Consider the following 20586-nt stretch of genomic DNA (forward strand, 5'->3'; position numbering starts at 1 on the left):
GCGCCTCTCAAGGAGCGAACCGTGATCAGCTCTTCAACCGTAGTCACATCCGTGGTGGAGAAACTCCGCCAGGCCCTGGCCCGAGGCCAGTGGCGCAGCGGCGACATGCTGCCCGGCCAGCGCGAGCTGGCCGAGCAGCTGGGGATCAGCCGCCCCAGCCTGCGCGAAGCCGTCATCGTCCTGGAAACCCTGGGCCTGGTGCGCTCGATGCCCGGCAAGGGCGTACTGGTGCTGGATGCCGACGCCGCACAGGCGCAAAGCCCGGAAGCCGTTGCCGCAGCCAGCCTGGCCGATGTGCTGGAACTGCGCTACACCCTCGAACCCTTCATTGCCGGGCTGGTGGCGCAATCGGCCGGCAGCCAGGACATTGGCCAGCTGCGCCTGAACCTCATGGACATGCGCGAAGCACTCGACGCCGGCGATAGCGAAGCGGGCGTCAACGCCTACATCGCCTTCCACGAGGCGCTGTTCGCCCTGACCACCAACCCGATCTTCCAGAGCGTGGTGCAGCAGACCGGCAATGCCCTCAAAGAGAGCGCCGAGATGCTGCGCAAATCGCCCGAACACCTGGCCGCGCGCCTGAGCGAAAACGAAGCGGTGGTGCGTGCCATCCGCGAACGCAACAGTGCCCAGGCCAGCCTGCAGATGCGCCGGCACATCCTCGCCGAGGGCGAGCGCATGGGCATCGCCCTGAACATCCCGGACGAACACCCAGGCACCTGAAACAGGAGAGCGACCATGACCACCTGCGCCCACGCCGCCCCGCACCTGCCTGCCCTGCTGGGTGCCGGCGAAACCCGCCTGTCGGCGGAGCAGATCTACCCCCGCCTGTTCGACGCCATTCTCGAACAGCGCCTGCCACCGGGCAGCGCCTTGCCCGAGCAGGCCCTGGGCAACGCCTTCGGGGTCAGCCGCACGGTGATCCGCCGGGTGCTCGGGCGCCTGTCCGACCAGCAGGTGATCGTGCAGCGCCCCAGCCACACCGCGCACCTGGCCGCCCCCGACCCCGAGCAGGCGCGCCAGGTGCTCAGCGCCCGGCGCCTGGCCGAGACCACGCTGATCGGCCTGGCCACCCAGCGCGCGCGCCCGGCGCAGATCCGCCAGCTGCGCCAGCTGGTCGAACGCGAACGCCAGCACCATGAGCAGGGCGAACGCTGCACGGCGATCCGTCTGGGTGGCGAGTTCCACATGAAGCTGGCGCAGATGGCCGCCAACGCCCCGCTGGCGCGTTTTCTCAACGGGCTGGTGCCGATGACTTCGCTGATCATCGCCCGCTATGAGTCGCCCTGCTGCGAGCACTGTGCCTGGCAGGAGCACGCGGCGATCATCGATGCGGTGGAGAGCGGTGACAGCGGCGCGGCGCTGGCGTTGATGCATGAGCATCTGGACCATCTGGAAGCCAAGCTTGATCTGGGGCGGGGGGAATTGGGGTAAGGCCACCAGGTGCTCGCCGGTGGTTTTGCAGCGCCTATGAGATCGAGCGCCGCGCGGGCGGCGCTCGATCTTGAGGGCGCTGCAGATCTATCGCCATGCACCTGGCCGCCCTCCTGCAATCCCAAGACAGCATGTCGCCCCCCACCAAACACACCGCTTTACCGCCCTATACTCGAAAAACCACCCCAGCCTCTACCCAGGGAGGCAGCCCGCGTGAAGCCGCTCGCCCTACTTTTGCCTGCCTGCTTCATCCTGGCCCTCACCGGCTGCGCCGGCAAACGCCCCCCTGCCCCGCCGCCACCGCAAAACCTGCCCCCCGCCGTCTGGCAGCGCATCGACCAGGACATCATCGAAGCCTCCGCCGCCGCCGCAGGTTCGGCCAACGACTACGCCCGACGCTCGATGCGGGTGTGGAAGGAACAGGTGCAGCAACGCACCGAAAACGACTTCATCCCCTGGTTCACCGGCTACTGGACCCAGCAATGGCTCACGCTCAAGGTGGCCTGGTACAAGATGAACAACGGCGATGGCAACGAGCCGCCCGAAAAGCGCCTTGGCCTGTACTTGCAGGAGCAGTACCACCAGCGGGTGATCGACCCGGTGGCCGAACAGATCAACCCCGAAGGTATCCGCGACCGCGCCAGCGAGCTGTATCTGCAGCTGCTGGGCCAACAACTGCCGGCGATCATCCAGCGCTACAACGCCCCGCCCGAGCAGTTCAGCCAGCGCCTGAACCGTATCCCCGCCATCGCCCTCGGCCCGCCCGATGCGCGCAACGCCACGCTCTATCAGTTGCTCAGGGCCAAGTCGCTGGAACAGCAGCCGGCCTGGCAATCGCTGCGCCAGCAGCTGCATCAACAGGCCTCCAAGGCGCCGGGGCAGACCGATGCGCGGCTGTCGTCGGTGGCCACCCAGGCCAGCGAAAAACTCGGCGCCAGCCTCGCCCCGCGCGGGGCGGCCAGCGCCATCGCCGCCGCGGTGGGCAAGGCGGCGGGGGCCATGATTTCGGTGGTGGTGACCGGCTACGGCATGCTTTCCCACGACCGCGAGCAGCCGCAGATGATCGAGCAGTTGCGGGTGATCCTCAACGTGGCGCTGAACGAGGAATGGCAGGAATTGATGGAGAACCGCCAGAGCGGGGCCATGGCGGGGGTTTACTACCTGTCCGGGCAGGTGGAAGACAGCCTGCTTGCCAACCGGGTGCCCTTACAGGAGCAGCAGCAGGCGCCGCTGCTGATTCGCTTGCCGCCTTGAGTGGGTCGGTTGTTAGTAGCGGCCTCATCGCCGGCAAGCCGGCTCCCACAAGGGGGCATGAGCCTGTAGGAGCCGGCTTGCCGGCGATGAGGGCAAGCCGGATCTTCAGGCCGACGCTGGCGCCATGGCCGAAGTCGGCAAGCCGAAGATCCGATCGAACGCCCAGTTGTAGGCGAAGGTGTAGCACGGCACCAGGATGATGAACGCCAGGTCCACCACCAACGCTTCCAGCAAGGTCATGTCCAGCCACCAGGCGATCAGCGGAATCAGGTATACCACCAGGGTCAGCTGGAAACCGATGGCATGCGCCACCCGCCGGGCCAGGCTGCGCCCGCGTGTCGCCTGGCGGCTCTCCCACCACTCGAACAGGCTGTTGTAGATCAGGTTCCAGGCCATGGCGATGGTGGTGATCATCACCGCCAGCGGGCCGGTGTGCGAAGCCTGGGTGTCGGACAGGTAGGCCAGGCCCAGGGTCGACATGCACAGGCCGATCAATTCATAGAAGGTCACGTAGACCAGTTTGCGTTTGAGTCCTTGCACGGGGTTACCTTTACCGCTGGTTTGTCGAAGGCGGGCAAGGATGCTTCAATTATCTTGACAGAAAAAGTCAGCACCTTTCAGATTCACTGAAAGGAGACTGCCATGAATTTTTCCAGCGACACCATCCTGCTATTGCTCGCCGTGCTCGATCACGGTTCGTTTTCCGCCGCTGCCCGTGCGCTTGGGCGCGTCCCATCGGCGGTGAGCATGGCCATCGGCAACCTTGAAGCCGAGCTGGGCTACAGCCTGTTCGAGCGTGGCTCGCGCGAGGCGCGCCCCACCGCCCAGGCCCTGGCCCTGGAGCCCCATGCACGGCTGATCGCCGAGCAACTGGGGCTGCTGAGCGTGCATGCCCTGGAGTTGTCGCGCGGGTTGGAAAGCAGCCTGGCCATCGCGGTGGTCCCTGACATCGACCAGCGCCCGCTGCTCGCGGCCATCGCCCGCCTGGGCGAGCGCTACCCACTGCTCGATATCGAGCTGCTGGCCGCGCCGCAGGAAGACGCCCTGCAACTGCTCGACAGCGCCAGGGTCAGCCTGTGCCTGGCCTTTGCCGGGCTGCAGGTCGACCCACGGCGCAGCTTCCAGCACATCGCCATGGAATCGCTGGTGGCGACCCTGTCACCGCAACACCCTGCCTATCTCGAGGGCCGCATTCGCGACCTCGAAGACCTGGTGCACCTGCGCCAGATCCTGGTGCGCAGCCGCGACCTGCCGCTGGCCGACCCACGCTCATTGATCGGCACCTCGCACTGGCGCACCGACAGCCTCGACCTGGCCGTGCAGATGGTCGAGGCGGGCCTGGGCTGGGGCGACCTGCCGTTGTCGCGGGTCGCCCCACTGGTCAGGGCCGGGCGCCTGGTACGCCTGGACTTTCGCAATACCCGCAACGCCCTGGAACTGCCGGTGCACGCGTTCTGGCTCAAGCAGCAACCCATGGGCCAGGCGGCCAGGGCGCTGGTGGCGCTGCTGGCCTCGAAATGATTTGTGACCACTTGAGGGCATAGCAGCCAACCCCTGCGACATTTAGTCTTTCAACATTTTGCGCAAACGGCCGATACCTCGGGAACAGGCCCCGCCCCTCGTGCCACAAGCATGCGGCGCCCTTCCTTCCCAGAATCAAGGTCTCGAAACATGAACCTGAAATTCCGCCACAAGATCCTGCTCAGTGCCTGCGGCGTCGTCGTCCTGGCATTCGCGTTGTTCACCCTCTACAACGACTACCTGCAGCGCAATACCATTCGCCAGAACATCGAGTCATCGGTGCGCCAGGCCGGTCTGCAGACCGCCAGCAGCGTGCAGAACTGGATGAGCGGGCGCATCCTGGTGCTGGAAAACCTGGCCCAGGACATCGCCCAGCAAGGCGCCGGCAGCAACGTACCTGGGCTGGTCGACCAGCCGTCGTACACCAGCAACTTCCAGTTCACCTACTTCGGCCAGAACACCGGCCTGTTCACCCAGCGCCCTGACGCGAAAATGCCCGACGGCTACGACCCGCGCCAGCGCCCGTGGTACACCCAGGCGGTCAGTGCCAACCAGACCCTGCTGACGCCGCCCTACCAGGCATCGGTCGGCGGCCTGGTGGTGACCATCGCCATCCCGGTCAAGGCAAAATCCAACGGCGAGCTGCTGGGCGTGGTCGGCGGCGACTTGAGCCTGAACACCCTGGTCGAGATCATCAACGCCGTGGACTTCGGCGGCATCGGCCATGCGTTCCTGGTCGACCGCGATGGCCAGGTCATCGTCAGCCCGGACAAAGACCGGGTGATGAAGAACCTCAAGGACATCTACCCCGGCAGCCCCCTGCGCGTCGAACCCGGCATGCAGGACGTGAGCCTCGACGGCAAGGACCGCATCATCTCCTTCGCCCCGGTGCAAGGTTTGCCGTCGGCGCAGTGGTACATCGGCCTGTCGATCGACAAGGACAAGGCCTACGCCCCACTGAGCCAGTTCCGCACCTCGGCGATCATCGCCATGCTCATCGCCGTCGCCGCCATCGCCGGCCTGCTCGGCCTGCTGATCCCGGTGCTGATGCGCCCGCTGACCACCATGGGCCGTGCCATGCAGGACATCGCCGAAGGCGAAGGCGACCTGACCCGCCGTCTGGCCGTGGAAAACAAGGACGAGTTCGGCGAACTGGCCACCGCCTTCAACCGCTTCGTCGAGCGGATCCATGCCTCGATCAGCGAAGTGTCCTCGGCCACCCGCCTGGTGCATGACCTGTCGGAAAAAGTGGTGGGCGCCTCCAACGCCTCGCTGAGCGGCTCCGAAGAGCAGAGCATGCGCACCAACAGCGTCGCTGCAGCGATCAACGAGCTGGGCGCCGCCACCCAGGAGATCGCCCGCAATGCCGCGGACGCCTCGCAACACGCCAGCGGCGCCAGCGAACAGGCCCACGGCGGCCGCGCGGTGGTGGAAGAAGCGATCAGCGCGATGACCGCCCTGTCGCTGCGCATCAGCGAATCCTGCGAGCAGATCGAAACGCTCAATGCCAGCACCGATGAGATCGGCAAGATCCTCGACGTGATCAAGGGCATCTCCCAGCAAACCAACCTGCTGGCGCTCAATGCCGCCATCGAGGCTGCCCGTGCCGGCGAGGCCGGGCGTGGCTTTGCCGTGGTCGCCGACGAAGTGCGCAACCTGGCACACCGCACCCAGGAATCGGCGGAAGAAATCCACCGCATGATCACCAGCCTGCAGGTGGGCTCGCGCGAGGCGGTGCACACCATGAACACCAGCCAGGTCTCCAGCGAAGAGACCGTGCAGGTGGCCAACCAGGCCGGCGAGCGCCTGGCCAGCGTGACCCAGCGCATCGGCGAGATCGACGGCATGAACCAGTCGGTGGCCACCGCCACCGAAGAGCAGACCGCCGTGGTCGAGAGCCTCAACCTGGACATCACCCAGATCAACGCCCTGAACCAGCAAGGGGTGGAGAACCTCAACGAAACCCTGCGCCACTGCGACGCCCTGAGCCAGCAGGCCGGGCGCCTGAAGCAACTGGTGGGCAGCTTCCGCATCTGATGTGATGCCCATCGCGGGGCAAGCCCGCTCCCACGCTTTTGTGGGAGCGGGCTTGCCCCGCGATGGCCCTTCACGCCACCGCCACGTCCCTGCTCTTGCCGCGCTTGACCCACCCCACCAGTACCGCCGCCATCAGCACCAACCCCAGGTAGCCGAACAGCGGATACACCTGCCCCACCAGGCTGATGAAGCCCACCAGGCTGCACACGAACCCCACCACACCCGCCACCACCGCCCCACCGCGGAACTTCGCCGTGCCCGCCGGCAGCAGCCGCGAAAGGAACGAGAACAGGGTGCCCACCGCCGTGTTGACGATCATGCCGAAGATGATCAGGCACATCACCAGCCCCAGCAGCGGTGACAGCTCGTTGGCGATCGACAGCATCGGCATGGGCAGTGCGGCGACGCTGTCCAGGCGCGACAGCATGCCGGCACTCATCACCAGCATCAGCCCGCCCAGGGCTGCGCCGCCGAGCAGGCCGCCGACCACCGCGCTGCGGCGGCTGCTCGCCGAACCACCGAGGATCGCCAGGATAGGCGCACCGGCAACGATGTTGTAGGACACATACAGGAACGCCCCCAGCAGCCAATGGCTCGCGCCGGCTTGCTGCTGGCTGGCCAGCTGGTCGAGGGCGGCGAAGCTCTGGTCGCGGGTAAACACTGCGTACAGCGCGATGGCCGAGGCCACCAGGATCAGCAAGGGGGTGATCGCGCCAATGGCGACCATCACCTTCTGCACGTCCAGGCAGACAATGCCCACCACCAGCACCGTGACCAGCACGCTGCCAGCCAGGGCCGGCACGCCGAACTGCTGCTCCAGCAACGCACCGCCCCCCGCGAGCATGACCACCATGACGCCGAACATGAAAAAGGTGATCATCCAGTCGACCAGCAGGCCCAGGTGTCGGCCGCAGATGGCCTGGATCACCTGCTTGTGCGACGTCGCCTGCAGGCGGTTGCCCAACCCTGCCAGGGCCATGCCGAGGAAGGTGAACAGGGCGGCGCTGACCAATGCCCCGAGCATGCCCCAGATGCCGAAATCGACGAAGAACAACAGCAGTTCCCGCCCGGACGCAAAACCCGCCCCCACGATCACGCCGACGAAAGCGCCAGCGATTTTCAGCTGCTCTTGCATGTGCACCTCTGGTTTTTATTGTTGTGTGTTGGTGAGGCCGCCAATCGGCGTGGCCCTACCCGACGTATGCCTGCACCTCGATTTCCACATCCACCCCCAGCGCCAACGCCGAAGCCACGGTGGAACGCACCGGCAGCGCCGCGCCGAAGAACTCCTTGTACACCTCGTTGAAACCGGCGAAATGGCCCATGTCCGACAGCCATACGGTGGCCTTCACCACCTGGTCGAGCCGTGCACCGCAGGCCGCCAGGCTTTCCTGGATGCGCTCACAGGCGGCGCGGGTCTGGGCCTGGATATCGCCCTTCACCACCTCGCCGGCAGGGCTCATCGGGATCTGCCCGGAAAGGAACAGGAAACCACCCGCTTTTACCGCGCGGGAAAACGGAAACGGCAGGCTGCTGGGAAAACGCTGAATGTCATTGCTCATGGCAATCTCCTTTACTGGTTGAGTTGAAACGTGCCGGGGACAGGCGCGCAGGCTCGACCCCTTGCTGGGTGAGGCTTGAGCACAAGGGCAGGCCTTGCAGCAGGTCCGCCGCCAGCCGCGAGGCCCCGGCGGCCGACTGGATACCGTAGCCTCCCTGGGCGGCCAGCCAGAAGAACGCCGGCTGCTGCGGGTCGAAGCCGATCACCAGGTCGCCGTCGGCGACGAACGAGCGCAAGCCTGCCCAGCTGTGGCTGGGCCGACGGATCTCGAGGGTGGTGATGGCTTCGATGTTGAAGATGCCCAAGGCCAGGTCGAGTTCTTCGGGCGCGGCGTCCTGAGGCTCGACCGGGTCGGCGTTGGCCGGTGACCCCAACAGTTGGCCGGCATCGGGCTTGAAATAGAAACTTTCGTCGACACCGATCACTGCAGGCCAGCGGGCGAAATCGTGCTGCGCCGGGCCTGGGAAGGTGAACGCGCTGCGTCGGCAGGGCTGCAGGCCGACGGTATCTACCCCGCACCGCTCGGCCACGCGGTCGGCCCAGGCGCCGGCGGCGTTGACCAGTTGCCGTGCCTGCAACTGGCTGCCATCGTCCAGTTCGACCTGCCAGAGGCCGCTCACATACTGGGCCCGAACCAGTTCGGCGTTGCAACGCAACTCACCACCAGCCTGACGGAACCCGCGCAGGAAACCTTGGTGCAGGGCGTGCACGTCGAGGTCCATGGCACCGGTTTCATGCACCGCACCGGCCACCAGTTCGCCACGCAAGCTGGGTACCAGGGCCACCGCCGCGTCGGCATCGAGCAGGCTGACGGCGGTGCCGTTGGCCAGGTTCTGGGCGTAGGTGGCGTCGAGCAGGTCGCGCTGTTGGTGGCTGGCGACGTAAAGGCAGCCGCGCGGTTCCAGCAATCCATGCTCACAGAAGCCTGCCGGCGGCTGCTCGTAGAACGCCCGGCTGGCGCGGGTCAGGGCCTGGATCTGCGGGGTGCCGTAGGCCTCCATGAACATGGCCGCCGAACGCCCGGTGGCGTGGTAGCCCGGCTGCGCCTCGCGTTCGAGCATCAGTACCCGCTGCTGCCCGGCCAGGCGGTAGCCCAGTGAGGCACCGGCAATGCCGGCACCGATGATCAGGGTGTCATGGATCTGGGTCATCTACGCTCCCGCCGCGTTAATTATCATTTGTGAGAATTCTAATATATGAGAATTTCGGATTGCGCAAGCGTCCAAGGTAAGATGCCCGGCCCACCGCCTGTTCGAGAGCCCTGATGCCTGACGCCACGACTGCCCGCCCCCTGCTTGACCGCGACGAAGTCGGCGCGCGCCTGCGCCAGGTGCGCAAGGCACGGCAGATGACGCTCAAGCAGCTGTCCGAACTCAGCGGGGTGCCAGTGTCGACACTGTCGAAGATGGAGTTGGCGCAGGTGTCGGTGAGCTACGAGAAACTGGCCGCCGCCGCACGCGCCCTTAACCTCGACATCGCCCAGCTGTTTCGCGCCAGCGGCCCGGCGGGCGCACCGCAGCCCGCCACCGTGGTGGTCGATTCACTGGCCGAGGTGGCCGGTTACTCCACCGGCACCTACGACTACTACCCGATTGCCGGTGCCTTCCCGGAACGGCGCATGACCCCGGCCTATGCCCGCATCATTGCCCGAGAACGCGGGCAGTTCGACGATTTTATCCGCCACCCGGGGCAAGAGTTCGCCATGGTGCTGAGCGGGCGCGTGCGTATCGAGTTCGAGACCGGCGAGGCGGTGAGCATCGGCCCGCAGCAAACCGCCTACTTCGACAGCCAGGTGGGGCATATCTACCTGTCGGAAAGCGAGGATGGCGGGGATGCGCAGGTGATGGTGGTGATGACGGATCGTTGACCGGTACTCAGGCGAAGATCCTGTGGGAGCGGGTTCACCCGCGAAGAAGCCAACGCGTTGCATGGCACCGGCTGCGCCGGTGTTCGCGGGTCAAGCCCGCTCCCACGGGGATCGCGCATGGCGCAAGGTCGCTGTAGGAGCTTGAGGATGGTGATAACGGATCGCCAGGCTGTGGGAGCGGGTTCACCCGCGAAGCAGCCAACGCGTTGCATGGCACCGGCTTCGCCGGTGTTCGCGGGCAAGCCCGCTCCCACAGGGATCGCGCATGGCTTGAGGTCGATGCGACTCGCCAGCGATGAGACCAGTGCAGGCAGCACGGGGCAGGTGCCTCGCAAGCGCGGTTATAACCTAATAACGAACAAGTCTATTTGGCTATAAAAAAATCTATATGCTGGCTTCCATCCGATCACGGGCAAGCTGGGCGTCGAGTAGCGTATGGATGTAGGTTCTTTCGGTTTCACCATTGCGGGACTGGTTGTGGGCTTCATCGTCGGCATGACCGGCGTGGGCGGCGGCTCGTTGATGACCCCGATCCTGCTGTGGTTCGGCATCAGCCCGGCGACGGCCGTGGGTACCGACCTGCTGTATGCCGCCATCACCAAGGCCAGCGGCGTCTGGGTGCACGGGCGCAACAAGAACATCGACTGGAAGATCACCGGCTGGCTGAGCCTGGGCAGCGTGCCTGCCGCAGCGCTTACCCTGTGGTTCCTCAGCACCCTGCACACCGACACCTCGGCGCTCAATGCCGTGATCAAGCAAGGCCTGGCCGTGGTGCTGATCCTCACCGCCCTGGCGATCCTGTTCAAGTCGCGCCTGCAGGCCTTTGCCAGCAAGCATGCCGGTGACCACTACCACCTCAGCGACCGCACCCTGAACATCCTCACCGTGGTGACCGGCGTGATCCTGGGCGTGATGGTCACCCTCACCTCGATCGGCGCCGGCGCGCTGGGCACCGTGGCCCTGTTCCTGCTGTACCCGTTCCTGGTCACCCGCCGTCTGGTAGGCACCGAAATCGCCCACGCCGTGCCGCTGACCCTGGTCGCCGGCCTGGGCCATGCCGGCATGGGCAACATGGACTGGTCGCTGCTGGGCTACCTGCTGCTGGGCTCGCTGCCGGGCATCTACCTGGGCAGCCACCTCACCGGGCGCATCTCGGACCGCGTACTGCGCCCGTGCCTGGCGGCCATGCTGCTGCTCATTGGTTACAAACTGGCGTTCTGAGCCAAGAGCGGACTACCCCTGGGTGCGCCACAACACCGGCCAGTAGTCCGGCCCCAACCCCACGCAGCGCTCCATCCGCAGAAGCCGGGTCAGGCGCATGCGCTGGCCGTCGAAACGCCAGAACTCTTCCGTGCCGCAGCTGCCGGGGTAATCGTTCTTGGCGTAGCTGTACAACTCACCCGTCCTCTGGCTGAAGCTGATGTGGTCGCGGGTCAGGCTGTTGACCGGGCTGGCCGGCACCTCGAAGGCCAGCGGCGCCAGTGCGTGGGGCGCTGATCGGGCAACCTGGTACAGCGCGTACTGGCAGTTGAAGTCGTTGCAGTTGTAGCTCAGCAGCGCCAGCGCCTGGCGGTCGTTCAGCGGATGCACCTCAAGCTCAGGCGGCACATCGTATTCGTTCTTCAGCTGGTCCTGGGCAGCGGCCCTGGCCATCACCACCTGGGTGATGCCAGCCCGCTCTTCTTCGCTCACTGTCGGTCGCTCAACGAAGGCGGGTGCCTTCGGCACTGGCAGTGTGGGCAACTGCGCATCTTCGACCGTATCGCCCGGGCGAACCAGGGCACTGGGGTGACCGACCCGCCCCTGCACTGAGTCAATCAGCAGCAAGGCCGCACTCAGACCCTGCAACGAGCTCTCACGCTCCTGATGAGGGGTGTCGTCCACCAGCTTTTGCCCATTGCGCATCTGGCGCAGGACGGCATAGGCATCGGCGTCGTCCACCTCCAACTGGGTTTCGGCGTGGCGGGTGATGCGCCAGGCGGCCATCAATGGCTGGCCGTCGAGCAGAGGTTCGCCAGACCAGTCGGTACTGCCCAACAGCGTCAGGTGCAAAGCCCCCGTGGCCCCTGCTTCGCGCTGCACGCGAATGAAAATGCGCGACTGCTCCGAATGATCGGCCAGCACCGCCGTGCAGTAGCGGGTATTGTCGCAGCCCACCACCCAGTCCTTGATTTCGCGGTACAGCGGTACCGCTTCGGGGGCTGCGGCCGCAAGGCCAGGGGTTGCCATGAAAAGGCCCAGGGCCCATCCGTTCCGTGTTGTCGCGCGCATCATGCCGCCTTCCTGTCATGCCGTTGAGAGCCCCGCTCCGGGGGCGCGCCATGATTGCAGATGCAGCGCACAGTTCAAGTGCCCTGAACGTGGATCCAATAGTGGTTTTCCCGTGGACGGGCTGGCACTATCGTGCGCTGCCGATTGCCAGAGCGCCGCCATGTCCGATCCTGCAAGCCCTTTGCTGCACGCCCTGCGCGAGGGCACTCGAGCCTGCCACAAGGGGCTTGAACAGCGTCTTCCGTTTTTCAGCGACGGCTTCGACTTGCCGGCCTATCGGCGCCTGATCGAGGCCTACTACGGCTTCCACGCCCCGCTGGAAGCTGCACTCGCCGGCTACCAGGGCGTCGAGCGCAACAAGGCCCCGGCTCTTGCCCGTGACCTGTCAGCGCTGGGCCTCGACGCAGCCCAGGTCGATGCCCTGCCGCAGTGTGGCGCCCTGCCGCTGATCGACAGCGAGGCCAGTGCCTTGGGGGTGATGTACGTGCTTGAAGGATCGACCCTCGGCGGGCAGGTGCTCAAGCGTGCCATGGCCGAGCGCCTGGGCGTCGGTGCCGACAGCGGCGCGGCCTTTTTCGACGTGTATGGGCCGTTGACCGGAACGCACTGGCGCAGCTTCCTCGCCCGCCTGGCAGAGGCCTCGCTGCCACCAGCCGCCCTGACCTGTTCGGTACACGCCGCGGTTGCCACGTTCAAGCGTTTCGAGCAATGGCTCGAGGCGCGACAGGTATTGCTCCGCCCGTCGAACTGAGGCATCCGCAAACAGCCACTTACAATTGCATTGCCGATGGTCATGCCCGATCATGGCCACTTGCCTTCAATGCCGACTGAAAGGAGTCTCCTGGCAATGCTGCTCATGCTCATCCTTGTCTCTGTGCTCAACCTTGCCATCAGTTGGTGGAACTGCCGCACCGTCGGCCTGATCTGGGATGAGGCCCGCTACGTCGGCGGTACCATGCGCATGCTCGCCTGGGCCGGAGCCATCGAGGCCACCCTCGGCTTCAGCTCGGTGCTGCTGTTGCTGGTGACCCTGTACTTCTATTCCACCGGCCAACTGCCCCAGGAATACCTCGATGCCGTCGAGAGCCTGTGGTACCTGCTGATCATCATCCCGGCCATCGGCAGCGCCGTGGTCATCAGCGTGCACTCGCTAGAAAACGCCTGGCGCCAGCGCAACTTCAGCGACATCGCCGTTGCCGCATGGAACGTCTATGCCACCGCCCAGCGCCTGGAGCGCGCCACCCATGCGATGCCTGCGGCGTTCGAACGGGTCAGCAAGCTGTTCCAGGGCAAGGATGACCGCAAGGCCGCGCTGGTGGTGATGATCGTGCTGATTGCCGTGACCGGCGGTGCGCTGATTACCTGGAAGCTGATCCGCCACTATGCCCAACAGGCCAGCGGGCCACAGCTGCCTGAGCAGGCAGCGCCGCAAGTGGTCACACAGGCCGTGACCGAGCCGATGCCCCAACCGTTGCCGGCCACGGGTGCCTCACGCAGCTCGGTCTGAGGCGCCAGCGCACTTTCGCGAAGGCCGCACGCGCGGCCTTCCCGACACAGCATCAGCCGCGTTCTATCCCCTCCAGCACGGCCGAAGACAGCGCCAATCCTTTTTCCAATGAGTTCTCCGTTGCCACCAGCAGGCTGCGCAACGGTTCGTCGGCTTTTTCCAGCGCCAGGGCGTTGGTTTCATAGGCCGCCTGCAAGGCCGCCACGGCGCAGACCAGCGCGTCCTCGCCATCGATGCCGGCGTGAACCGAGAACATCGGGGGATGGGCTTCGTGGCAGGTGCCGAAGTGGGCGTGGGCCGTGGTTGGGCGAATGGGCCGGGAGGTTCCGGCTGGGGCGTGGTTCATCGGTGAACCTCCCGGAGCCAGGTGCGGGGTGGATCGGGCACGATTTTCAGCATGGTTCAGCACTCCTGTACCGTCATGGGAAAACTGCCCACATTCGCCTGCACTCGAATGGGTGGCAGCTATACGCAGGTGTGCAAGACCGAGGATACAGGAACCCGGCGGGCCAGAAGGCCCCCCACGCATAGCCGCCATAGGGGCACCTCAACGGCGGTTCTCCGTCAAAGTTCCAAGGCGCTTTCGCGCTGTATCCTCGGGCTTGCACACCCGGTCGTTGAAGTGACAACGACCCGGCGAGACTAAGGAGCTCGGCTGACGAGAACAAGCGCCGAAAGGCCGCAAAATCATGCTTGGGAAATGCCCTACGTCAAATAAGGAAAGTCCTAAGAATTCTCCGTAAAACCAGTCGCTTGCGTAATCATCGCGATTTCATTCGATGGAACATGCACTTACAGCTTGCTGCTTGCTCCTGCCTGGATATCGCCCTAGCGTGCAGTCTCCTCCCCTCACAGCGCTGCGTGCTCCCATGTGCCAGAATCCATCTCTACAGCCCGCCTGCCTCCCTCTTTTGGCCCCGAGGCATCCAACCAGAGCAACCATCATGATTGAGTTCGATCACGCCATCGGCATTGCCGCCGAAAACCTGCACAAGCTGGTCGCCAGCGCCACGCATGTGCAACTCGAGGAAGCATTGCTCTCTCCCGACGAGAGCACTTACCACATCACCTACAGCTACCAGCTCGACCCGCCCCCGCTCAACGCCGACGCCGACAGCACTTCACCCTTGCGCCAGCTGGCGAAGATCATGGGCACCCGCCGCGAGCACAAGGTGTTTCTCATCGATGCGGCCACTGGCAAGTTCAAAGGTTTCAGGAACAAGGAGTGATGAATGGCCAGGAAGCTGATCATCGACACCAACCTGCTCCTGCTGCTGGTAATCGGCAGCCTGGAAGGTGGCAGGTTCATCCGGGTGTCAAAACGCCTGAAGAAGTTCGCTGACGCGGACTACCAGAAGGTCCTGGCGATCATCGCCGAGCACGACGAAGTGCACATCACCCCCTACATCGCCACCGAAATCTCCAACCTGATCGACCTCACCGGCCCCGCCCACCATTCGGCCCTCGCCGTCGCCGGCCAGCTGTTCGCGATGTTCCCCCAGGTCGAGTCGGACATTCATACCGACAGCTGTGGCGAGCACTTCCTGCGCTTCGGTATCACCGACAACTCACTCATCCAACTGGCGTCCGACTATTTCATCCTGACCGATGATCACAGGATGCTCGGCCCGCTGTTCGCCAGCCAACCCGCCAACATCATCCCCTACACCCTCGCCTGACCCCCGCCTGACTCAAAAATCAAAACAATTACTTGATTTTTTGTACACGAATATTTCGTCAAAGGTTTATATTCCGACCCACCTGAACGGCAAAGATAGCAAGTGGCCACCAGCCAGATACAACGGCCATGTGCACCTTCACTCTCACGGATGGGCGTCACGCATGAAGATAAAGAACAAACTGGTCCTGGCCTTCGTACTGGTGGCTTTCATCCCGGTGGCGCTGGTCGGCGGCATTTCGGTGCTGAACATCCGCAGTGAAGCGGTGGAGCAGTTCCTCGATGGCAGTACCCGGGAAATCCGCCAGATCGACGGCAACATGCGGCAGTTCTTCGACGGCACCCTGCAGAATGTCGACCAAATGGCCAAGGATCCTGTATACACCTCGGTCGCCTCGCTCAAGAACTACACCGCTGCCGATGCGGCCAGCCAGCCCATGCCGCCGGCCGCGCAGCAGGTCATCGACGCCTTCGCCCGCTACGGCACCACCCACCCAGCGGCGGCGATCCTGTCCATCGGCCTGGAAGACGGCAGCTACGCCAAGTGGCCGGACGACCCGCAACTGGCCAAGTACGACCCACGCACCCGCCCCTGGTACAAGGCCGCCATGGCCAGCCCGGACAAGACCGTGCGCACCGCCGCCTACTACTACGACAAGGACGATGTGGCCCTGGTCGGCACCGCCCGGGCGCTGCTCGACGATAGCGGCAAGGCCAAGGGCGTATTCGTGGTCAGCGTCTCACTGAAAAACCTCACCGAGCTGGTCAAGAGCATCAGGCTCGGCGACAGCGGCTACGTGATGCTGATCGAGGACGGCACGGTACTGGTCGACCCGCGCGATGCCACGCACAGCTTCAAACAGCTCAAGGACCTCGGCGCACCCTACGCACAGCTGGCCGCCACCGCACAAGGCTCCACCGAAGTGGTGATCGATGGCGTGCGCTACATGGCCAACGTATGGACCTCCCCGGGCCTTGGTTGGCGCTTCATCGGGTTGATCGAATACGACGAAGTCATGGCCGCGGCCACGCGCATGACCTACGTCACTGCCGTCATCGTGGTGCTGCTGGCGCTGGTGTTCGCCCTGGTGGCGGCGGCCTTCTCGCGGGTGATCGTCAAGCCCATCGGCCAGGTCAGCCTGGGTTTGCAGTCGATCGCCGAAGGCGAAGGCGACCTGCGCCGCGACTTGCAGATCCAGGGCAAGGACGAAACCGCCGAGCTGGCCGGTTGGTTCAACAAGTTCCTGGCCGCCATCCGCCAGCTGATCCAGCGCATCGGCGCCGCCTCGAACAACCTGCAGCAGGCCTCGAAAGCCAACAGCACCATGGCCGACGACATGAACGAAGCCGCCGGGCGCCAGCGCGAGGCAGTGGAGCTGGTGTCCACTGCGTTCAACGAGATGGTCGCCACCGCCAACGAAGTGGCGCGCTCATGCAGCAGCGCCGCCGATGCCGCCGAACAGGGCCATCGGCGAGTGGCCGAAGGCAAGCAGCAGATCGAGCAGACCACCGACAACGTCAACCGCCTGGGCCGCCGCCTGAGCGAATCGTCCCAGGCCATGGTCGAACTGGAGGCCGGCAGCCGCAGCATCAACCAGATCCTCGGCACCATCCGCGCCATCGCCGAGCAGACCAACCTGCTGGCCCTGAACGCCGCCATCGAAGCAGCACGGGCCGGTGACCAGGGCCGCGGTTTCGCCGTGGTCGCCGATGAAGTGCGGGCACTGGCCAAGCGCACCGCCGACTCCACCGGCGAAATCGATCAGTTGCTCAATACCCTCGGCGACAAGACCCAGGAGGTCTCGCAGAAGATGGAAAGCTGCCTGGATCTGTCGCGCGCCAGCGTGTCGTCGATCGAGCATGCACGGGACAGCTTCGAAGGCATCCAGTTGTCGGTGAACGAAATCCGCGACCAGAACCTGCAGATTTCCGCCGCCGCCGAGGAACAGCACAGCGTGGCCGAAGAGATCAACCGGCACATCCAGCAGATCTACGACGAAGCACGGCTGGTGGAAGGGCTGGCCAGCTCGGCGCAGTCGGACTCCGGGCGACTGGCGCTGCTGTCGGATGAGCTGAACGGTCTGGTGGGGCGGTTCAAGTCGTAAGGCGTCGTGGGGGCAGGCCTGCCCTGTGAAAGGGCCGGCATTGTCTACAGTGATCTCGAAGCCCTGCGCGAGATCACCATGCCCCACCTACCCCTCCCCCGCAGCGTCTGGGCCTTGGGCTTCGTCTCGCTGTTCATGGACATCTCTTCGGAGATGATCCACGCCCTGCTGCCGCTGTACATGGTTGGCGTACTGGGTACGTCGGTGCTGGCGGTCGGGGTGATCGAAGGCATCGCCGAAGCCACGGCATCGATCACCAAGGTATTCTCCGGCGCCCTCAGCGACCGCTTGGGCAAACGCAAGCTGCTCACCGTGCTCGGCTATGGCCTGGCGGCCATGACCAAGCCCGTGTTCCCCCTGGCTTCGGGGCTTGAGTGGTTGACTGCAGCCCGCTTCGTCGACCGCATCGGCAAAGGCATACGTGGCGCCCCGCGTGATGCATTGATTGCCGACATTACCCCACCCGCGTTGCGCGGGGCGGCATTCGGCCTGCGCCAGGCACTGGATACGGTCGGCGCGTTCATCGGGCCGCTGCTGGCCATCCTGTTGATGTGGCTGACGGCGAGCCATTTCCAGACAGTGTTCTGGGTTGCCGTGATACCGGCCGTGCTGGCCGTCTGCGTCCTGCTGGCCTTCGTCCACGAGCCTGAAGGCCCTGCCGCGCCCAGGCCCACGCGCTCGCCTTTGGCATTGCCCGAACTGGCACGCCTGGGGCGCGGCTACTGGCGGCTCATCCTGCTTGCCACCTGCTTTGCCCTGGCACGCTTCAGCGAAGCTTTCCTGCTGCTACGCGGCCAGGCGCTGGGGCTGCCGGCATTGTGGGCGCCAGCGGTGCTGGTGGCCATGGCGCTGGCGTTCTCACTGTCGGCCTACCCCGCCGGGGTGCTGTCGGATCGGTTCGGACGACGCGGCGTGCTGATGGTCGGGCTGGGCTTGCTGGTGTTGGCCGACCTCTCGCTGGCATTGCTGCCGAACTGGCTCGGATTGGCCTTGGGCGTGAGTCTGTGGGGGCTGCACATGGGCTTCAGCCAAGGGGTGTTCAGCGCATTGATCGCCGACAGCGCGCCAGCCGACCTGCGCGGCACGGCGTTCGGGCTGTTCAACCTGCTGACCGGGGTGGCGCTGCTGATGGCCAGTGTGCTGGCCGGAGGATTGTGGGACTGGCTGGGGTATCAGGCGACGTTTCTGGTGGGTGGGGCTTTTGCGTTGGCCACCTTGGCGGGTGTGTGGAAATGCCAGGTCCAGCCCTGAAAGAACCGCTCCACATAATGAACTTGCACGTCTGCTGTAGGAGCGGCCTTGTGTCGCGAAGGGGCTGCAGAGCAGCCCTGGCGATTTTTGTTGCTTTGCTGAAAAACTGGGGCCGCTTCGCGCCCCTCTCGCGACATAAGGCCGCTCCTACAGTGGTCGTGCAGCCCATAGGCGTTGAGGGCCGCGGATCTAGGCCGGCTCCTCGACCGCCGGCTGCTGCTCGAACAACGACCAGCCACCCTGCCCGTCCACTTCCAGCCGGTGGGTATGGAACGCCGCCAGGGTACTGCGATGCCCGACGCTGACCAGCAACGTCTCTGGCATCTCGCTGCGCAGCAACGCATACAACCCATGCTCCAGCCCCTCGTCCATCGCCGAGGTCGACTCGTCGAGGAACACCACCTGGGGCTGGTTGAACAGCACCCGGGCGAACGCCAGGCGTTGCTGCTCGCCCACCGAAAGAATCCGTGACCAGTCGCATTGCACGTCGAGGCGTTCGGCCAGGTGGGCCAGGTTGACCTGGCGCAGCGCCTGCTGCATACGCGCATCGTCCTCGGGCCTGCCGTCTGCCGGATAAGCGATGGCCGTGCGCAGATCGCCCAAGGGCAGGTACGGGCGCTGGGAAAGAAACAGCGCCTGATGCCCCAGTGGCCGCCTGACCTCGCCTTCGGCATAGGGCCACAGCCCGGCCAGGGCGCGCAGCAAGGTGGTCTTGCCACTGCCCGAAGGCCCCTTGATCAGCAGTGCCTGGCCGGCCTGCAGGTGCAGGTCGAGGTTGGCGATCAGGGCATGGCCGTCCGGACGCAGCACCTGCAGCCCGGTGATGGCCAATGCTTTGGGCAAGCCGTCGGTGTCGACCTTGGGCAAGGCACTGGCCAGCTGGTTGGCATCGAGGAAGCCGGTCAGACGGTCGAGGGTGGCGCGGTAGCTGGCGAAGGTGTCGTAGGACTCGCGGAAGAACGACAGCGAATCCTGCACCTGACCGAAGGCCTGGGCAGTCTGCATCACGTCGCCCAGCTTGATCGCACCGCTGAAGAAGCGCGGCGCCTGGAGGATGAACGGGAAGACCACCGCGACCTGGCTGATGCCCAGGTTGAAACCGCTGAATTTCAGGTTCCGGAACACCAGCGCCCAAGCGTTGCCGATCAAGGCGAAGAAGCGGCCGAGCAGCGTGCCGCGCTCAACCTGCGCGCCCTGGTAGAAGGCGATGTTCTCGGCGTTTTCACGCAGGCGCATCAGCGCGTAACGGAAGTTGGCGGTGAGCTTTTCGTTGAGGAAGTTCAGGCGGATCAGCGGCTGCCCGAGGCGGAAGGCGATCCAGGTGGCGATCAGCACATACACGTACACGGCGAACACCATCGCCCGTGGCACTTCGATCCCCGCCACCGCCAGCGGCGCTGACAGCCCCCAGAGAATGCCGGTGAAGGCCACCAGCGAGACCACTGCGCTGACCGCGCCCAGCGCCAACGACACGGAACCGGTGACGAAGGCGTTCACATCCAGCTCGATACGCTGGTCGGGGTTGTCTACCGGTTCGGCGAGGAACTGCCCACGGTAATAGGCATCGCCGTGCATCCAGTCGGCGCTCAGGCGCTCGGTCAGCCAGACCCGCCAATGGATGTTGAACGCCTGGGTGACGTAGAAGGCAAACAGCGAACGCAGCACATGGATGGCGGCAAGCACCGCGAACACCCCCAGCATGTACCAGAACGCCGTCTGGTCCAGGGCCTGCAGCGCGCTGTAGAAGCCGTTGTACCAGAACGAGAACAGCACATTCAGGCGTACCGAGAACAGGGTCAGCACCAGCAGCAGGGCAAATGCCAGCAGCGGCCGCCAGCTGCGTTGAATGCTGAAGTAGGGCCCGGCAAGCTGCCAGAACTGGCGGCCCCATCGAGTGCCGCGCACGGCCAGCGTGGCGGCGGCGATGACGCAGACGAGGGTGATGCCGGTGGCGATTGCCAGCCAGCTCAGGCTCTCTTGCAGGGCCTGATGCCAGTTCATGTCCATGGTGGGTTTCCGTGACAGTGTTTTCGCGAGCGTAGCATTCGCTTGCGAATAGCCTCACGTATATGACGGACATTTCATTTTTTGCCTGTCACG

The 20586-nt window shown here is 65.0% G+C and carries 20 protein-coding genes; 13 read left to right on the forward strand and 7 right to left on the reverse strand.

Annotation, left to right across the window (positions count from 1 at the left end):
- Positions 1 to 21: 21 nt before the first annotated feature.
- The 3 genes from DM373_RS15325 to DM373_RS15335 all read left to right on the forward strand — a co-directional run bounded on the left by DM373_RS15325 (position 22) and on the right by DM373_RS15335 (position 2688).
- The gene (locus tag DM373_RS15325; RefSeq protein ID WP_110994376.1) at positions 22 to 723 is read left to right on the forward strand and encodes a FadR/GntR family transcriptional regulator; all 702 of its coding nucleotides are present in this window, start codon (positions 22 to 24) and stop codon (positions 721 to 723) included.
- A 15-nt stretch (positions 724 to 738) separates the two neighbouring features.
- Positions 739 to 1434 carry a GntR family transcriptional regulator gene (locus tag DM373_RS15330; protein WP_110994377.1) on the forward strand — a complete coding sequence of 232 codons (696 nt, stop codon included), beginning with the start codon at positions 739 to 741 and terminating at the stop codon, positions 1432 to 1434.
- 213 nt (positions 1435 to 1647) lie between these two features.
- Positions 1648 to 2688 carry a hypothetical protein gene (locus DM373_RS15335; RefSeq protein ID WP_110994378.1) on the forward strand — a complete coding sequence of 347 codons (1041 nt, stop codon included), beginning with the start codon at positions 1648 to 1650 and terminating at the stop codon, positions 2686 to 2688.
- A 105-nt stretch (positions 2689 to 2793) separates the two neighbouring features.
- Here DM373_RS15335 and DM373_RS15340 read toward each other — a convergent pair whose 3' ends face one another.
- Positions 2794 to 3228 carry a PACE efflux transporter gene (locus tag DM373_RS15340; RefSeq protein WP_110994379.1) on the reverse strand — a complete coding sequence of 145 codons (435 nt, stop codon included), beginning with the start codon at positions 3226 to 3228 and terminating at the stop codon, positions 2794 to 2796.
- A gap of 102 nt (positions 3229 to 3330) precedes the next feature.
- Here DM373_RS15340 and DM373_RS15345 point away from each other — a divergent pair, with 102 nt between their 5' ends.
- Together DM373_RS15345 and mcpA are read left to right on the forward strand one after the other, a co-directional pair.
- On the forward strand, positions 3331 to 4209 hold the full coding sequence (locus DM373_RS15345; protein WP_110994380.1) for a LysR family transcriptional regulator: 879 nt from the start codon (positions 3331 to 3333) through the stop codon (positions 4207 to 4209).
- A gap of 150 nt (positions 4210 to 4359) precedes the next feature.
- Complete coding sequence (mcpA, locus tag DM373_RS15350; RefSeq protein ID WP_110994381.1) at positions 4360 to 6246, forward strand: methyl-accepting chemotaxis protein McpA; 1887 nt, start codon at positions 4360 to 4362, stop codon at positions 6244 to 6246.
- A gap of 70 nt (positions 6247 to 6316) precedes the next feature.
- On the opposite strand, the gene DM373_RS15355 is transcribed toward mcpA, so the two are convergent.
- The 3 genes from DM373_RS15355 to DM373_RS15365 are packed head-to-tail and all read right to left on the reverse strand — an operon-like array spanning position 6317 to position 8958.
- A complete protein-coding gene (locus DM373_RS15355; RefSeq protein ID WP_110994382.1) occupies positions 6317 to 7381 on the reverse strand; it encodes a YkvI family membrane protein in 1065 nt (354 codons plus the stop codon).
- Between the two features lie 55 nt (positions 7382 to 7436).
- Entirely contained in the window at positions 7437 to 7808 is a 372-nt protein-coding gene (locus DM373_RS15360) for a RidA family protein (RefSeq protein WP_110994383.1), read from the reverse strand.
- Complete coding sequence (locus DM373_RS15365; protein ID WP_110994384.1) at positions 7798 to 8958, reverse strand: NAD(P)/FAD-dependent oxidoreductase; 1161 nt, start codon at positions 8956 to 8958, stop codon at positions 7798 to 7800. The genes DM373_RS15360 and DM373_RS15365 overlap by 11 nt, the downstream gene beginning before the upstream one ends.
- Positions 8959 to 9071: 113 nt before the next feature.
- Here DM373_RS15365 and DM373_RS15370 point away from each other — a divergent pair, with 113 nt between their 5' ends.
- Both DM373_RS15370 and DM373_RS15385 read left to right on the forward strand, forming a co-directional pair.
- The gene (locus DM373_RS15370) at positions 9072 to 9674 is read left to right on the forward strand and encodes a helix-turn-helix domain-containing protein (protein ID WP_110994385.1); all 603 of its coding nucleotides are present in this window, start codon (positions 9072 to 9074) and stop codon (positions 9672 to 9674) included.
- A 435-nt stretch (positions 9675 to 10109) separates the two neighbouring features.
- Positions 10110 to 10895 (forward strand): sulfite exporter TauE/SafE family protein, encoded by a 786-nt coding sequence (locus DM373_RS15385; RefSeq protein WP_110994386.1) that lies wholly within the window; start codon positions 10110 to 10112, stop codon positions 10893 to 10895.
- Between the two features lie 12 nt (positions 10896 to 10907).
- Here DM373_RS15385 and DM373_RS15390 read toward each other — a convergent pair whose 3' ends face one another.
- Entirely contained in the window at positions 10908 to 11903 is a 996-nt protein-coding gene (locus DM373_RS15390; protein WP_157966841.1) for a DUF1176 domain-containing protein, read from the reverse strand.
- Between the two features lie 202 nt (positions 11904 to 12105).
- On the opposite strand from DM373_RS15390, the gene DM373_RS15395 reads away from it, so the two are divergent.
- Complete coding sequence (locus tag DM373_RS15395; RefSeq protein ID WP_110994388.1) at positions 12106 to 12696, forward strand: biliverdin-producing heme oxygenase; 591 nt, start codon at positions 12106 to 12108, stop codon at positions 12694 to 12696.
- Between the two features lie 96 nt (positions 12697 to 12792).
- Positions 12793 to 13452 carry a hypothetical protein gene (locus DM373_RS15400; RefSeq protein ID WP_110994389.1) on the forward strand — a complete coding sequence of 220 codons (660 nt, stop codon included), beginning with the start codon at positions 12793 to 12795 and terminating at the stop codon, positions 13450 to 13452.
- A 52-nt stretch (positions 13453 to 13504) separates the two neighbouring features.
- On the opposite strand, the gene DM373_RS15405 is transcribed toward DM373_RS15400, so the two are convergent.
- Positions 13505 to 13798, reverse strand: coding sequence for a hypothetical protein (locus DM373_RS15405; RefSeq protein ID WP_110994390.1), 294 nt, complete (start codon positions 13796 to 13798; stop codon positions 13505 to 13507).
- A 598-nt stretch (positions 13799 to 14396) separates the two neighbouring features.
- Here DM373_RS15405 and DM373_RS15410 point away from each other — a divergent pair.
- The 4 genes from DM373_RS15410 to DM373_RS15425 all read left to right on the forward strand — a co-directional run bounded on the left by DM373_RS15410 (position 14397) and on the right by DM373_RS15425 (position 18486).
- Positions 14397 to 14681 carry a hypothetical protein gene (locus DM373_RS15410; protein ID WP_110994391.1) on the forward strand — a complete coding sequence of 95 codons (285 nt, stop codon included), beginning with the start codon at positions 14397 to 14399 and terminating at the stop codon, positions 14679 to 14681.
- Positions 14682 to 14684: 3 nt separating this feature from the next.
- Positions 14685 to 15131: a PIN domain-containing protein gene (locus DM373_RS15415; RefSeq protein WP_110994392.1), complete on the forward strand. Its 447-nt coding sequence runs from the start codon at positions 14685 to 14687 to the stop codon at positions 15129 to 15131.
- Between the two features lie 163 nt (positions 15132 to 15294).
- The gene (locus DM373_RS15420) at positions 15295 to 17235 is read left to right on the forward strand and encodes a methyl-accepting chemotaxis protein (RefSeq protein ID WP_110994393.1); all 1941 of its coding nucleotides are present in this window, start codon (positions 15295 to 15297) and stop codon (positions 17233 to 17235) included.
- 78 nt (positions 17236 to 17313) lie between these two features.
- Entirely contained in the window at positions 17314 to 18486 is a 1173-nt protein-coding gene (locus DM373_RS15425) for an MFS transporter (protein ID WP_110994398.1), read from the forward strand.
- 189 nt (positions 18487 to 18675) lie between these two features.
- Here the strand turns inward: DM373_RS15425 and DM373_RS15430 are convergent, their stop codons facing one another.
- Positions 18676 to 20493 carry an ABC transporter ATP-binding protein/permease gene (locus DM373_RS15430; RefSeq protein ID WP_110994394.1) on the reverse strand — a complete coding sequence of 606 codons (1818 nt, stop codon included), beginning with the start codon at positions 20491 to 20493 and terminating at the stop codon, positions 18676 to 18678.
- Between the last annotated feature and the right edge of the window lie 93 nt (positions 20494 to 20586).

The organism is Pseudomonas sichuanensis (assembly GCF_003231305.1).
Classification (GTDB): Bacteria; Pseudomonadota; Gammaproteobacteria; order Pseudomonadales; family Pseudomonadaceae; genus Aquipseudomonas; species Aquipseudomonas sichuanensis.

What these genes read in the sequence shown, in the direction of transcription:
- DM373_RS15330 (WP_110994377.1), top strand. Translation starts at nt 739, where the DNA reads ATGACCACCTGCGCCCACGCCGCCCCGCACCTGCCTGCCCTGCTGGGT.
- DM373_RS15345 (WP_110994380.1), top strand. Translation starts at nt 3,331, where the DNA reads ATGAATTTTTCCAGCGACACCATCCTGCTATTGCTCGCCGTGCTCGAT.
- mcpA (WP_110994381.1), top strand. Translation starts at nt 4,360, where the DNA reads ATGAACCTGAAATTCCGCCACAAGATCCTGCTCAGTGCCTGCGGCGTC.
- DM373_RS15355 (WP_110994382.1), bottom strand. Translation starts at nt 7,381, where the DNA reads ATGCAAGAGCAGCTGAAAATCGCTGGCGCTTTCGTCGGCGTGATCGTG.
- DM373_RS15360 (WP_110994383.1), bottom strand. Translation starts at nt 7,808, where the DNA reads ATGAGCAATGACATTCAGCGTTTTCCCAGCAGCCTGCCGTTTCCGTTT.
- DM373_RS15365 (WP_110994384.1), bottom strand. Translation starts at nt 8,958, where the DNA reads ATGACCCAGATCCATGACACCCTGATCATCGGTGCCGGCATTGCCGGT.
- DM373_RS15370 (WP_110994385.1), top strand. Translation starts at nt 9,072, where the DNA reads ATGCCTGACGCCACGACTGCCCGCCCCCTGCTTGACCGCGACGAAGTC.
- DM373_RS15385 (WP_110994386.1), top strand. Translation starts at nt 10,110, where the DNA reads ATGGATGTAGGTTCTTTCGGTTTCACCATTGCGGGACTGGTTGTGGGC.
- DM373_RS15390 (WP_157966841.1), bottom strand. Translation starts at nt 11,903, where the DNA reads ATGGCAACCCCTGGCCTTGCGGCCGCAGCCCCCGAAGCGGTACCGCTG.
- DM373_RS15395 (WP_110994388.1), top strand. Translation starts at nt 12,106, where the DNA reads ATGTCCGATCCTGCAAGCCCTTTGCTGCACGCCCTGCGCGAGGGCACT.
- DM373_RS15400 (WP_110994389.1), top strand. Translation starts at nt 12,793, where the DNA reads ATGCTGCTCATGCTCATCCTTGTCTCTGTGCTCAACCTTGCCATCAGT.
- DM373_RS15405 (WP_110994390.1), bottom strand. Translation starts at nt 13,798, where the DNA reads ATGAACCACGCCCCAGCCGGAACCTCCCGGCCCATTCGCCCAACCACG.
- DM373_RS15410 (WP_110994391.1), top strand. Translation starts at nt 14,397, where the DNA reads ATGATTGAGTTCGATCACGCCATCGGCATTGCCGCCGAAAACCTGCAC.
- DM373_RS15415 (WP_110994392.1), top strand. Translation starts at nt 14,685, where the DNA reads ATGGCCAGGAAGCTGATCATCGACACCAACCTGCTCCTGCTGCTGGTA.
- DM373_RS15420 (WP_110994393.1), top strand. Translation starts at nt 15,295, where the DNA reads ATGAAGATAAAGAACAAACTGGTCCTGGCCTTCGTACTGGTGGCTTTC.
- DM373_RS15425 (WP_110994398.1), top strand. Translation starts at nt 17,314, where the DNA reads ATGCCCCACCTACCCCTCCCCCGCAGCGTCTGGGCCTTGGGCTTCGTC.
- DM373_RS15430 (WP_110994394.1), bottom strand. Translation starts at nt 20,493, where the DNA reads ATGGACATGAACTGGCATCAGGCCCTGCAAGAGAGCCTGAGCTGGCTG.